Below are 12,348 nucleotides of genomic sequence, written 5' to 3'. Positions count from 1 at the left end.
CCGATGCCGGAGCCTTGCGCAGTACCCATTGGCGACGGCCTGGCGCTGCGCTACCTGCGGCTGCTGCTCGAGCCCGCACGCGCCAGGGGGTTGGACACGGAGGAATTGCTGCGCCGCTGCCATCTGACACCCGCCCAGCTGGCGGACCCGTCCCATGTGGTGACCCTGGTCCAGTTCGCGAGCGCGCTGCGCGGCATGCAGCACGCCTTGCGCGACGAGATGATGGCGCTGGGCACGCGGCCGGTGCGCCCGGGCACCTTCCTGCTCGTGGCCCAGCAGATGTTGCGCTGCGCCACCCTGGGCGAGGCGCTGCGGCTGGGCTGCAGCCTGTACCGGCTGCTGCTGGAGGACTTCGTGCCCCGGCTGCGCGTGGAGGGCAACACCGCGTCGCTGGAGATCGTCGACCTGACGCTGCCCGACACCTACCGCGCCACCGGACATCTGGTGCTGCTGTACGCCGCGATCGGCCTGATGTCGTGGATGGTGCAGCAGTCCATCGTGCTGCGCGAGGTGGCGCTGCCGGCCTCTTACTCCGATGCGGCGCCGGCCGACAGCCTGTTCGAAGCGCCGCTGCGCCGTGGCAGGCCGAGCCGCATCGTGTTCGAGGCCCGCTGGCTGGACGCCCGCGTGGTGCCCGACATGCGCGGTCTCCGGACCTTCATCCTGCACTGGCCGCTGCGCCGCCTCGCGCCCTACCGCGAGGACGTGCCGCTGGCCCTGCAGGTGCGGCGCTGCCTCAAGCGCTGGGACATCGCGCAGCTGCCCGCCCTGCCGACCCTGGCCGGCACCATGGGGCTGACCGCCAAGATCATGCGCCGCCGGCTGCACGAGGAAAGCCAGAGCTACCGCACCATCATCGACACGCTGCGCCGCGATGCCGCCATGCGGTTGCTCGGACAATCGGAGCTGAGCGTGGCCGAGGTCGGCTACCGGCTGGGGTTCTCGGACCCCAGCGCCTTCTACCGGGCCTTCAAGCGCGCCACCGGCATGACCGCGCTGGACTACCGGCGCCAACGCGGCGCGGCGCCAGCGGCACCGCTCAGTTGATGCTGTAGCCGCCGTCCACGGTCAGCTCGCTGCCCGTGACGTAGGCCGACTCGTCCGCACACAGGAAGGCGATGACGTTCGCCACGTCCTGCGGCTGCGCCATGCGGCCCAGGGGTGTGCGCTGCGCCACCATGCCAACCGCGGCCTCGACGGAGGGAATGGGCACACCGTGGCTGATCATGTCCTGCATCGAGCCGATCCCCAGCGGTGTCTCCACCAGGCCGGGATGCACCGAGTTCACGCGGATCTGCCAGCGGCCCAGTTCCACCGCGAGCGCCTTGCTCATCAGCCGCACCGCGCCTTTGGACGTGCAGTAGGCCGCATGCATGCTGCCACCTTTCTGTCCGAGGATCGACGAGAGGTTGACGATCGAACAGGCCTTGCCCAGCGCCGCGGTCTTCGCCATCAAGGCGCGCGCGGCCTGGCAGCCCAGCCAGACGCTGTCGACGTTCACGGTCTGCTGGCGGCGGTAGAGCGCGAAGTCGGTGTCCTGGAACGGCCGCACGACCATGAGGCCGGCACAGTTGACCAATCCGTCGAGCCGGCCTGCCAAGCGGTCGATGTCGCCGACCACACGCTGCCAATCCTGCGGGTCGGTCACATCGTGTGCAACGCTGGCGGCCTGGCCGCCTTCGGCCTCGATGCGCCCGACCGTCTCGGCGGCGCCGGCGCCATTCAGGTCGGTCGCGAAGACGCGTGCGCCGCCTTTGGCCAGGGTCAGGCAGGCCTGGCGGCCGATGCCGCTGGCCGCGCCGGTGACGAGGATGACTTTGTCTTTCAGTTGCATGGTGTGCTTTCGTTGGTGAGGGTGGCGTCTATGCGGCGCGCTTGAGCGAGATGGTCTGCGGCTGCGTGTAGCCCATCAGGCCCTCCTGGCCGTTCTCCACGCCCAGGCCGGACTGCTTGCGGCCGGCCATGGGCTTGTGCGGCGAGGCGGTCTGGATCTCGTTGATCCAGACCGTGCCCGTCTCCAGGCGCCGCGCGATGGCCAGCGCCTGATCCTCGTCCCGGCACCACACCGAACCGGCCAGGCCGTACGCGCAGGCGTTGGCACGGGCCACCACCTCGTCGACGTCGCGGAACTTCAGCAGCGGCACGATGGGGCCGAATGGCTCCTCCTGCACGATCCGGGCATCGTCGGGCGGGTTGTCGACCAGCGTGACCGGAAAGAACAGCCCCGGACCGGGGGCGGGCTCGCCACCGCAGAGCAGCCGCAGTCCGCGTTGCCGGCAGTCGGCCAGCAGCTCGCGCAGGCGGTCGAACTGCCGGCGGTTCTGCACGGGGCCGAGCTCCACGCCATCGCAGGTGCCGGGGCCCATGCGGGTCGATGCCGCCAGCGCCACCAGGGCCTGCGCCATGCGCTCGTAGATGGACTCGTGGATGTAGAGGCGCTTGGCGGCGATGCAGATCTGCCCGCTGTTGACCAGGGCGCCCCAGAACAGCTCCTTCGCCACCGCGTCGATGTCGACGTCGGGCATGACGATCGCGGCATCGTTGCCGCCCAGCTCCAGCGTCAGCCGCTTGAGCGTGCCGGAGGCCCCGCGCATGACGGCGCGGCCGGTGGCGGACGAGCCGGTGAACGACAGCTTGTCGAAGCCGGCATGCGCCGTCATGCGCGGGCCCAGGGCGTCGCCGCCGCTCACGGTGTTGAGCACACCGGGCGGCAGCACGTCACGCAGCAGTTCGCCCAGGCGCAGCGTGCCCAGCGGCGTGAACGGCGAGGGTTTGAGCACCATGGTGTTGCCGGCCAGTAGCGCGGGCGCCGTCTTCCAGGCGGCCAGCACCACCGGATAGTTCCAGGGCACCATGGCGCCGACCACGCCCACCGGCATCCGCCGCACCGCCACATAGGCCTGCGGCGTGTCCTGCAGCACCAGGTCTGCCAGTTCCATCTTCGCGAACTCCGCATGCCAGTGCGCGGCGCCCGCGATCTCCGAGCGCGAGCGCACCAGGGGCTTGCCCTGCTCCCGCGTCAACAGCTGCGCCAGTTCTTCCTGGTGGGCCATGTAGACCTTGGCCACCTCGACCAGCAGGCCCTGGCGCTCCCGCCAGGGCCGCGCAGCCCAGTCGGGCAACGCGGCGCGCGCCGCCTGGACGGCGGCGTCCAGCTGTTCGTCGCTGGCGTCGGGCGCCTGCCCGACCACCTGGCCGGTCGCAGGGTCGAGGACATCGAAGCTGCGCGCGCCCGGCACGGCCCGGCCGCCGATGGTCATGGCCGGGGTGCACAGCATGGGGGTCGCCGGCCCGCTCATGCGGCAGCGCCCTCGCCTTGCGCGGCCTTCGCTGTGGCCGCCGCGGGCGTCACCCGCACATGCAGTGTCTTCAGGCCACCGACCTGGTTGCTGGCGATGAAGGCCGCATCGCCGAGCAGTTCGATCCGTGCCGTGCGCGCCAGCAGTTCCTGGAAGAAGGTGCGCATGCTGGCGCGTGCCAGGTTCTGGCCGAGGCAGGCGTGCACGCCGAAGCCGAACGCGACATGGCGGTTCGGGCTGCGATCGATGCGAAAGGCCCGTGGATCCTCGAACACCTCGTCGTCGAAGTTCGCGCAGTGGTACATCAATGCCACCTCTTCGCCGGCACGGATCGTCTGGCCGCGCAGGACGTGGTCGCGCGCCGCCGTGCGCACGAAATGCTTGACCGGGGTGCCGTGGCGGAACATTTCCTCGACGGCCGACGGCATCCACTCGGGCCGCGCGCGCAGGCGCTCCAGCTCGCCGGGCTGGCGCAGCAGGTGGTACAGCCCGCTGCCCATCGAGGAGCTGGTGGTGTCGTGCCCGGCGGTGGCCAGGATCACGTAGTAGGACACCGCCTCCATCATGCCCAGCGGTTTGCCGTCCACCTGCGCGTGCGCGATGAGCGAACCCAGGTCGTCGGTCGGCGGTGCGGCGCGGCGCTCGGCCAGCATCTTGCCGAAGTAGGCGAAGTACTCGCGTGCGACCGCCCCCTTGCCCTGGGCCTCGGGCCCGTCGCGCTTGAGCGTGGGGTCCTTGGGCGCCAGGAACTGCTGGGTCAGCTTGAGCAGGTAGGCGTGGTCGCTCTCCGGCACCGCCAGCAGCGTCATGATGATCTGCAGCGGATACCAGACTGCGATCTCGTTGCAGAACTCGCACCCATCCTCGCGCTCGAGCATGCGCCCCACCAGGGCCCGGGCGCGGTCCTGCACGATGGCCTCGAGCCGCTTGATGTTGGCCGGCATGAAGTACGACTGGGTGAGGCCGCGGTACTTCTTGTGGTCCGGGTCGTCCATGTGGATCATGGTGCGCACGAGCTTGCCGCCGGTCGCGGCGGTCTCGGCGATGCGGACGCGCAGGTCCTCGTCGTCGAGCAGGAAGGTCTTGGGCTCGGCGATGAACACGTCCGGGTGCTTGCCGACCTCGACCACGTCCGCATGCTTGCTGACCGCCCAGAACGGCGGATGGCCGGGGGCCTGGGTCCAGTGCAGCGGGTCGTCGCGCCGCAGGCGGTCGAACACCGCGTGCATGCGCTCCGGGTCTGCGTAAAGCTGGTGGCTGGCGATCTCGCCGTCCAGATCGGAAATGCCCATCGTGTGGTCTCCTTGGTTGTGGGAAGCGGGGAAATTCAGAGGTCGATCACCAGTTCGGCGCTGCATGCGCGCGAACGGCAGGGCATGAAGCAATCGTTGCGCTGCCGGTCTTCGTCCGTGAGGTAGTGGTCGCGGTGGTCGGGCGTGCCTTGCAGCACGGTGGTCACGCAGGTGCCGCAGATGCCCTGTTCGCACGACATCACCAGCGGCACGCCGGCCTCCTGCAGCGCCTGCGCCGCGCTCTGGCCGGCGCCCACGGCGATGCGGCGGCCGCTCGAAGCCAGCACCAGGTCGAACACGGCGTCTGCAGCGGGCGCGCCGGCAGGCGGCTCCGGCGGCGTGAAGTACTCGCTGTGCAGCTGGCTGGCCGGCCAGCCCAGGCCGGCGGCGGTCGACATCGCATGCGCCATGAAGCCCGCCGGGCCGCACACGTAGACATGCGTTCCGGGCGTGGGCCGGCCGAGCGCCTGGGCGGCGTCAAAGCGCTGCGCGTGCGGGCCGTCATCCCGATGCCAGCGCACCTGCCTTGCATACGGTGCCTGAGCGATGTGGCCCGCGAACGCGGTGCGGCCGGCGTCGCGCGTGCAGTAGTGCAGAACGAAATCCGCCTGCGTGGCCGCCAGGTGCGCGGCCATCGCCAGCAGCGGCGTGATGCCGATGCCGCCGCCCAACAGGATGCTGCGGCAGGCAGCCGGCGCCAGGGCGAACGCGTTGCGTGGCCCGCTCGTGCGCACGACCATGCCGGCGTGCAGCGCGTCGTGCAAGCCCGCCGAACCGCCACGCGAATCGGGCGCACGCAGCACCCCGATCACGTAACGGTGCCGCTCGGACGGGTCATTGCACAGCGAATAGGCACGTGCGATGCCCGGCGCCGCCTGCACCAGGATGTGCGCACCGGCTTCGAACGGCGGCAGCACGCGGCCCTGCGGATGCACGAGTTCGAAAGACACAATGCCGCGCGCCTCCTCCCGGCGGGCGGCGAGCCGTAGATCCATGTCCAGGCTGGGCACCAGATGTTCCTGCATTTGCTTGTCTCCACTTCGGATTTGGTTCAGACCGATGCATGCCGCCTTCGGCTCCGATGCCATGGAGGTTAGGAGTCCGGCGCGGCATTGACCATGACCGAAAGTGCCCGGCGAACTGGCCGAAATGCCCCAGGCGTTGCGGCGGGAGCTGCATCAACCTGGGAATTTTTCTGAAGCGGCTTTTCTCGCTGCGCCCGCACAACAGCCAGTGCGACGCGAGCTTGTGCTCTGCCGCAAGTCAAACGCGCTCTCCGCGTGCCGCATCTGCGGCGCTTGCGCGCGGCGAGGCTGGCGCGTTCGATCTACCGATGTACGCGTAGGTGGTGACACGGGGAATTCGCCTGCAGCATGGCGTGCACGCGCCGGGGAGCTGGGCACCCAACCGCACTTGTCGATGCTGGCGATGGAGCCCCAGGTGAGCGCATCGCACCACGCCTTGTCAGCTTCTGGATCCGACCAGCAGGTCGGCCCCCATACACCTCCTTGATTGAGGTGTTGCGACGACCGGTTGAAGCCACCCTATGCCCTCCAGGGTTCGGGTGCAGCCCCAGCTGGCCGCGTGCGAGTTGGCTTGGAGTGCGCCAACGTGCCTTTATCAACCCTATGTCCAGTTCGAATACCCCGTGCGCAAGCTGCGTCACTACGATTCCTGGCACCGCTTTCGGATCAGAAGACAAAGGAGACACGATGGAGCGTTTGGCATCTGGCGCCCTCGCGGGCATGGCCTGGACCCGCAGGTCGGTGGTCGGCGCAATGGCCGCGCTGGCCAGTGGCGCGGCGCTGGCGCAGGGCGGCAACTGGCCCAGCCGTCCGGTCCGCTTTCTGGTCCCCGCGCCGCCCGGCGGACCGGCCGACCTGTACGCGCGACTGTTCGCGGAGCATTGCGCCCGCACGTTCAACAGCCCCTTCGTGGTGGAGAACCGCCCCGGCGCCACCGGGTCGATCGCCTCGCAGACCCTGGTGCGCGGCCCTGCCGACGGCTACACCTTTCTCATCGGATCGAACTCGACCTTCGTGGTCACGCCGCTGCTGCAGAAGAACCCAGGCTACGACCCCACGCGCGACTACGCACCGGTGGGCATCTTCACAAGCTATCCTGCGCTGATCCTCGGCCGCACGAACCTGCCCTTCCGCGACCTGCCCGGTCTGATCGCGCATGCCAAGCAGAACCCGGGTGCACTCAACTTCGCCACCTTCGGCGTCGGCAGCGTAGGCCACCTGACGAACGAGCACCTGTGCCAGTTGGCGGGCATCAAGGTCCAACACGTCAACTACCCCGGCACCGCCGCCGTGCTGCAGGCCCTGGCCAAAGGAGAGGCCGACTACGGTGCCGACAGCTACGGCAATTCCAAGCCGCTGATCGACGCCGGCCGGCTGGTACCGATCGCGGTCACCGGCGCCAAACGCGACCCGCGCATCCCGAACCTGCCGACCTGCGCGGAGGCCGGCTTCCCGCAGATCGACGTGCGCATCTGGCTGGGCTTCGTCGGCGTGTCCGGCACGCCCGCAGCCATCATCGCGCGGCTCAGCGCCGAGTTGGTCCGCTTCGCCGAACTGCCCGACGTGAGGCAGCGGCTGGACAGCACCTTCAGCGACCCGCAGACAGAATCGCCCGCGGAAATGGGCGAGCGGCTCGCGCGCGAGCGGCGCCTGTGGGGCGACGTGATCCGCGACGCGAAGATCGTCATCGGGTAGATGCCCATGCGCACTGTCTGTCAGAACGCCCGCGTGCTGATCGTGGGCGGCGGTCCTGTCGGCCTCGCCATGGCCATCTTCCTGGCCCGGCTGGGCCACCGCTGCGTCGTTTTCGAGAAGAAGCTGCCGCGCGCGTCCAGCGCACCCAAGGCCCATGTGCTCAACCCCCGCAGCCTGGAGATCTGCCGCAGCTTCGGCATCGACGTGCAGGCGCTGAGGGAACTCTCCGCGCACGAGACCGACGGCAACTGCGCGCGCTTCCTGGATCGGCTGACCGGTACCGCGTTCGGCAAGCTGCCGCTGGACACGCCGTACGACGCCGTGCGGCCCTGCCCCAGCCCCACGCCGCTGCTGAACCTAGCGCAGCCGCTGTTCGAAAGCGTGCTGCTGCAGCACGCGCAGACGCTGCCGGAGATCGAGGTCCGCCGCGGCCACAGCTTCACGGCCTGCACCTCGGCCACCGAGGGCGTGACGGTGCAGATCGATTCCCCCGACGGGGCCTATGTCGAGAGCGGCAGCCACCTCGTTGCCGCCGACGGTGCCAACAGCGCGGTGCGCGACGTCCTGGGCATCGCGATGGACGGCATTCCCGCGATCCGGCCGCGCGTGACCATCCACTTCGAGGCCGACCTGCGCGCGCTGGTGCGGGACCGGCCCGCCGTCCTGTACTGGATCCTCGATCCCGCGGCCCATGGCACCTTCATCTGCTACGACGCGGCCAGCACCTGGGTCTACACGCCGCGCGTGGCGCCCGAGGCCTTTGACAGGGCGGACTACACGCACGACCATTGCCGCCGGTTGATCCACGCGGCGCTGGGCACCGACCAGGTACCGGTCGAGATCCGGCACGTGGTGCCCTGGATGATGGCGGCGCAGGTGGCGGAGCGCTACGCGCAGGGCCGCTGCTTCCTGGTCGGCGATGCGGCCCACCGCTTTCCGCCCACCGGTGGTTTCGGCCTCAACACCGGCATCCAGGACGCACACAATCTGGCGTGGAAGCTGGCCGCGGTGCTGGAGGGTCGCGCCGGCGAGGCGCTGCTCGCGAGCTACGAGGCCGAGCGGCAGCCCGTGGCCCGCATCAACACCGCGCAGAGCGTGCACAACGCGCAGAAGCTCACCGGGCTGTTCGCGCTGGCCGCCGACACGCTGGCCCAGGGCCCGGCGGATGCCGGCGGCCGCGCCGCGCTGGGCGCAGAGATCGAGACCCACCGCGAGCACTTCCTCAGCGAAGGCATGCAGCTCGGCTTCACCTACGGCCCGCCTGTGCAGGGAGCACCCGACCCCCTGCACTACACGCCCTCGCTGGCGCCAGGCGCCCGGCTGCCGCATGCCTGGTTCACGGCGGCGGGCGCGCGGCGCTCCACGCTCGACCTGGTGGACCTGAAGCGGTGCACGCTGCTGGCCTGCCAGGGCCATGCGACGCAGTGGCGCGCCGCGCTGGCGGACCTGCCGGAATGCACCCTCGCCGCCTTGCCTCTGGTGGTGGATTTCGAGAGCGACTGGCTGGGCGCGGCCGTGCTGCGCGCCGGTGGTGCCATCCTGGTGCGGCCCGATGGCCACATCGCACGGGTGGTGCAGCGCTGCGATGCGCAGGCCCGTGCAGCGTTGCAGGCCAGCCTGGAAGGATTGGCTTTCGAGGCCGCATCGACCGCTGCCTGAGACCGTCCGCCACGCGCCGCAAGAGCCGCGTCCTTCCGAAGGACGCGGCTCTTGTTCTTTCAGAAGTGCAAAGGCGACCGGCTCGCGGGCCTCACCGCATCGGCAGCCCGCGCGGGCCGATGTTCGGGCGCATCTTCAGCGCCGCCTCGGGTTCGCCGGCCTGGAAGCGCTGCAACAGCACCTCCGGATCGAAGTCCACGCCGATGGGGTTCTCGCTGAACGCCGGCGACTCGAACCAGGCCTGGCCCTCGGCCACCGAATCGAAGTTGTCGATCTGCAGCTCCACCCGGTTGCCGTCCGGGTCCAGGTAGTAGATGGACGTGGTCGGCCCGTGGTTGATGGCGTGCGCAGGCCGGATGCCGCTGTCGCGCAGCCGCACATAGGTGCCCAGCAGCTGGGCCAGCGTGTCGTAGGTGAAGGCCGTGTGGTGCAGGCCTGCGGCCGCGGGAGCCGGCACACCGAAGTCCGGGCTCTCGATCACGGCCACGCGGTGGTGTTCGTCGTCGTAGGTCAGGAATCCGATGAAGCTGGCGTCGAACACGATGCGCGCATTCAGTACCTGCCGGTACCACTGCAGCATGCGGGCCTTGTCGCGGGTCTTGAACACGATGTGCGCCAGCTTGGCCGGCGAGGACTGCAGGTCCTGGGTTTGGAGCGTCGTCATGGGATGGGGTCAGCACTGGACTTCGATGAGCATCGGGCCGCGTTCGCGCACGGCCGCCTGCAGGTGACGGCGGAACTCGGCCACCGTGGTGGCGCGCAGCCCCGGGATGCCGAAAGTGCGGGCCACGGCCATCCAGTCGATGGCGGGCCGCTGCAGTTCGATCATGGCCAGGGCCTTGGGCCCGGGGCGCGGGATGCCCACGTTCTCCATTTCCTTCGCCAGCGTCGCATAGGCGCGGTTGTTCAGGACGACCGTCACCACGTCGAGGTTCTCGCGCGCCTGCGTCCACAGGCCCTGCACCGTGTACATCGCGCTGCCGTCGGCCTCCAGGTTGATGACCTTGCGGTCCGGGCAGGCGATGGCCGCGCCGCAGGCCAGCGGGATGCCGCAGCCGATGGCGCCGCCCGTGACCTGCAGCCAGTCGTGCGGCCGGGCGCTGCGCGTGAGGCGGAAGAAGTCGCGGCCGGTGGTGACGGACTCGTCCGCCACGATGGAGTTGTCGGGCAGCAGCTCGGCCACGACGGCGGCGATGGTGGCGGGGTTCAGCGGGCCGTCCGCGGCCGGGTCGTCCGGCCACGCGGGCGGCAGCACGGGCTGCACGTGGCTGGCATCCAGCGCATCGGCCAGCGCCTGCAGCGCCGCGGGGCCGTCCTGCTCCGCGGTCGCGAGCTGGTGGATGCTGCAGCCCCGCGGTGTCAGCACGCTGGGCTTGCCGGGATAGGCGAAGAAGGCCACCGGCGCCTTCGCGCCGACGAGGATCAGGTGGCGGAACGGCGCGAGGAAAGCCAGCGCCGCGTCCACCGCGTAGGGAATGCGCCGTGCCTCGACGCGGCCGGCGCCCCGTGCGACACGGCCGTTGGAGGTCTGCGCCAGCAGCTGCGCGCCGGTGGCCGCCGCGATGCGCCCGGCGACCTGCAAGGGCGCCTCGCGCAGCGCCAGGCCCGTCATCACGATGGCAGTGGGCTCGCCGGAGCGCAGGACGGCCACGGCCTGGCGCAGCGCGGCGTCGTCCGCGGGTGCCAGGGCCGGCACGTCCAGCGGCCCCGCGACATCTCCTGCGGCGCTCCAGGCCGCATCGGCCGGCAGGATCAGCGTGGCGATCTGGCCGGGCGCGCTGCGCGCGGCACGGACCGCGCGCGCCGTGTCGGCCGCGGCGGTGCCGGCGCCTGCCACCGTGTGCACCCAGTCCGAGAACGGCCGGGCGATGCCCGCGATGTCCGAGGTCAGCGGTGCGTCGTGCTGCAGGTGGCTGCTCGCATGTTCGCCCACGATGTTGACCATCGGCGAGCGGGCCCGGCGCGCGTTGTGGATGTTCGCCGCGGCATTGGCCAGGCCCGGGCCCAGGTGCAGCAGGGTCGCGGCCGGCCGGTCGGCCATGCGCGCATAACCGTCGGCCGCGCCGGTGACCACGCCTTCGAACAGGCCCAGCACGCCACGCACGCCGGGCACGGTGTCCAGCGCGTCCATGAAGTGCATCTCGGAAGTGCCGGGGTTGGCGAAGCAGACGTCCACGCCGCAGGCCACCAGCGTGCGCACCATGCTCTGGGCGCCGGTCGATGGTTGCGGGGTCATGGCAGCGCCGGCTCCGCCTGCAGGCGCGCCGCCAGGCCGGGCAACAGCTTCAGTGCGTTGCCGCTGTAGATGCGGGCCTTCTGCGCCGCGTTCAAGCCCTCGTAGCGCGCGAAGCGCTGGCGCGCGGGCTGGATGGTCCACTCCGGCATCATGGGGTAGTCGAAGCCCATCAGCAGTTGCTCCACCGGCACCAGCCGACGGATGGCGTCCAGCTGCGCCGCCGAGGTGGCGGCGGTCAGGTCGTAGTGGAAGGAGGCCAGGCCGGCCTGCACCTCGTCGGCCGTCAGCGTGGTGCGGCCTTCGCCGGCGCCGAAGTGCGTCTCCAGCATGCCGATGCGCTGGGCCAGGTAGGGTACGGTGCCACCGCCGTGCGAGCAGATCACGTCGATCCTGGGGAAGCGCGCCTTCGAGCCGGTCAGCACCATGTGCGTCGCCATGCGCGTGGAGTCGAACATGAACTCCATGAGGGCGGCGTTCAAGCCCATGCTGACCAGGTCGAAGCCGGGCGGCGTGGTGGGATGCACGAACAGCGGCACGGCGCGCCGGTTCATCTCGGCCAGCAGCTCCTGGTGCGCGGGCGCCCCCAGGTAGGTGCCGCGGTACTGCGTGGCCGAGGACACGCCGTCGAGCTGCAGCACGTCCAGTGCGTACTCCATCTCGCGCTGGGCCGCGTCCATGTCGTCCCAAGGCAGGATCGCGAAGGCACCGAAACGGGTGGGATGGTCGGCGATGGCCTGCGCGAACTCCTCGTTCATGGCGCGGGCCAGCGACCGCGCGGCCTGCCCCGTCAGGAACGAGGTCGCGCTGGGCCACGACAGCACGCTGGCGCCGATGCCGTGGGTGTCCATCGCGTCCACGTGGATCCGGGGCGTCCAGGGTGGCACCGGCGAGCCGGCGATGCGCAGCGGGCCGGCGGCCGGTCCGCGGGACTGCTCGAGCGCAGACAGCCACTGCTGCATGATGGCGTGGGCATGGGTGTCGATGACCAGGGGGGATGAGGCACTCAACTGCTGTCTCCTTGTTGTGGGAACCGTCGTGCGGATGTTCGCGGCGCCGGGTCGCAGCGGGCTATCCGATGTTGCTATCCCGTTATGTGCTTGCCTGTCGTGGCGTGCCGCTCCGGCCCGTGCCGACGCTGTGGG

At 70.4% G+C, this 12,348-nt stretch carries 10 protein-coding genes; 3 read left to right on the top strand and 7 right to left on the bottom strand.

Annotated features, from left to right (window positions below; genetic code table 11):
• The first annotated feature begins 3 nt into the window (after window positions 1–3).
• Window positions 4–1,047, top strand: coding sequence for an AraC family transcriptional regulator (locus ASF45_RS21785; RefSeq protein ID WP_056667806.1), 1,044 nt, complete (start codon window positions 4–6; stop codon window positions 1,045–1,047).
• On the opposite strand, the gene ASF45_RS21780 is transcribed toward ASF45_RS21785, so the two are convergent.
• From ASF45_RS21780 to ASF45_RS21765, 4 genes are read right to left on the bottom strand one after another with little or no spacing between them, the layout of a single operon-like run.
• Window positions 1,040–1,834, bottom strand: coding sequence for an SDR family NAD(P)-dependent oxidoreductase (locus ASF45_RS21780; protein ID WP_056667803.1), 795 nt, complete (start codon window positions 1,832–1,834; stop codon window positions 1,040–1,042). The two genes, ASF45_RS21785 and ASF45_RS21780, sit on opposite strands and share 8 nt — an antisense overlap.
• Before the next feature lie 28 nt (window positions 1,835–1,862).
• The gene (locus ASF45_RS21775) at window positions 1,863–3,278 is read right to left on the bottom strand and encodes an aldehyde dehydrogenase family protein (protein WP_056667801.1); all 1,416 of its coding nucleotides are present in this window, start codon (window positions 3,276–3,278) and stop codon (window positions 1,863–1,865) included.
• Between the two features lie 17 nt (window positions 3,279–3,295).
• Window positions 3,296–4,591: a cytochrome P450 gene (locus tag ASF45_RS21770; protein WP_056667798.1), complete on the bottom strand. Its 1,296-nt coding sequence runs from the start codon at window positions 4,589–4,591 to the stop codon at window positions 3,296–3,298.
• A gap of 35 nt (window positions 4,592–4,626) precedes the next feature.
• Window positions 4,627–5,616: a PDR/VanB family oxidoreductase gene (locus ASF45_RS21765; RefSeq protein ID WP_200932188.1), complete on the bottom strand. Its 990-nt coding sequence runs from the start codon at window positions 5,614–5,616 to the stop codon at window positions 4,627–4,629.
• Window positions 5,617–6,303: 687 nt separating this feature from the next.
• Between ASF45_RS21765 and ASF45_RS21760 the strand changes: the two genes are divergently transcribed.
• Both ASF45_RS21760 and ASF45_RS21755 read left to right on the top strand, forming a co-directional pair.
• The gene (locus tag ASF45_RS21760) at window positions 6,304–7,311 is read left to right on the top strand and encodes a tripartite tricarboxylate transporter substrate binding protein (RefSeq protein WP_056667795.1); all 1,008 of its coding nucleotides are present in this window, start codon (window positions 6,304–6,306) and stop codon (window positions 7,309–7,311) included.
• 6 nt (window positions 7,312–7,317) lie between these two features.
• Window positions 7,318–8,970 carry an FAD-dependent oxidoreductase gene (locus ASF45_RS21755; RefSeq protein ID WP_162244044.1) on the top strand — a complete coding sequence of 551 codons (1,653 nt, stop codon included), beginning with the start codon at window positions 7,318–7,320 and terminating at the stop codon, window positions 8,968–8,970.
• A 91-nt stretch (window positions 8,971–9,061) separates the two neighbouring features.
• On the opposite strand, the gene ASF45_RS21750 is transcribed toward ASF45_RS21755, so the two are convergent.
• Genes ASF45_RS21750 through ASF45_RS21740 form a run of 3 tightly spaced genes read right to left on the bottom strand, consistent with a single transcriptional unit; the run spans window position 9,062 to window position 12,213 of the window.
• Window positions 9,062–9,634, bottom strand: coding sequence for a VOC family protein (locus tag ASF45_RS21750; RefSeq protein WP_056667790.1), 573 nt, complete (start codon window positions 9,632–9,634; stop codon window positions 9,062–9,064).
• Between the two features lie 9 nt (window positions 9,635–9,643).
• Window positions 9,644–11,206 carry an acetolactate synthase large subunit gene (locus tag ASF45_RS21745; RefSeq protein ID WP_056667788.1) on the bottom strand — a complete coding sequence of 521 codons (1,563 nt, stop codon included), beginning with the start codon at window positions 11,204–11,206 and terminating at the stop codon, window positions 9,644–9,646.
• On the bottom strand, window positions 11,203–12,213 hold the full coding sequence (locus tag ASF45_RS21740) for an amidohydrolase family protein (RefSeq protein WP_056667785.1): 1,011 nt from the start codon (window positions 12,211–12,213) through the stop codon (window positions 11,203–11,205). The genes ASF45_RS21745 and ASF45_RS21740 overlap by 4 nt, the downstream gene beginning before the upstream one ends.
• Window positions 12,214–12,348 lie beyond the last annotated feature (135 nt).

Origin of the sequence: Pseudorhodoferax sp. Leaf265 (assembly GCF_001422365.1) — a bacterium.
Classification (GTDB): domain Bacteria; phylum Pseudomonadota; class Gammaproteobacteria; order Burkholderiales; family Burkholderiaceae_C; genus Pseudorhodoferax.
This window is presented reverse-complemented; position numbering and strand designations above follow the sequence as displayed.

Coding starts and splice junctions, on each gene's coding strand:
- ASF45_RS21785 (WP_056667806.1), top strand. CDS start 4: ATGCCGGAGCCTTGCGCAGTACCCATTGGCGACGGCCTGGCGCTGCGC.
- ASF45_RS21780 (WP_056667803.1), bottom strand. CDS start 1,834: ATGCAACTGAAAGACAAAGTCATCCTCGTCACCGGCGCGGCCAGCGGC.
- ASF45_RS21775 (WP_056667801.1), bottom strand. CDS start 3,278: ATGCTGTGCACCCCGGCCATGACCATCGGCGGCCGGGCCGTGCCGGGC.
- ASF45_RS21770 (WP_056667798.1), bottom strand. CDS start 4,591: ATGGGCATTTCCGATCTGGACGGCGAGATCGCCAGCCACCAGCTTTAC.
- ASF45_RS21765 (WP_200932188.1), bottom strand. CDS start 5,616: ATGCAGGAACATCTGGTGCCCAGCCTGGACATGGATCTACGGCTCGCC.
- ASF45_RS21760 (WP_056667795.1), top strand. CDS start 6,304: ATGGAGCGTTTGGCATCTGGCGCCCTCGCGGGCATGGCCTGGACCCGC.
- ASF45_RS21755 (WP_162244044.1), top strand. CDS start 7,318: ATGCGCACTGTCTGTCAGAACGCCCGCGTGCTGATCGTGGGCGGCGGT.
- ASF45_RS21750 (WP_056667790.1), bottom strand. CDS start 9,634: ATGACGACGCTCCAAACCCAGGACCTGCAGTCCTCGCCGGCCAAGCTG.
- ASF45_RS21745 (WP_056667788.1), bottom strand. CDS start 11,206: ATGACCCCGCAACCATCGACCGGCGCCCAGAGCATGGTGCGCACGCTG.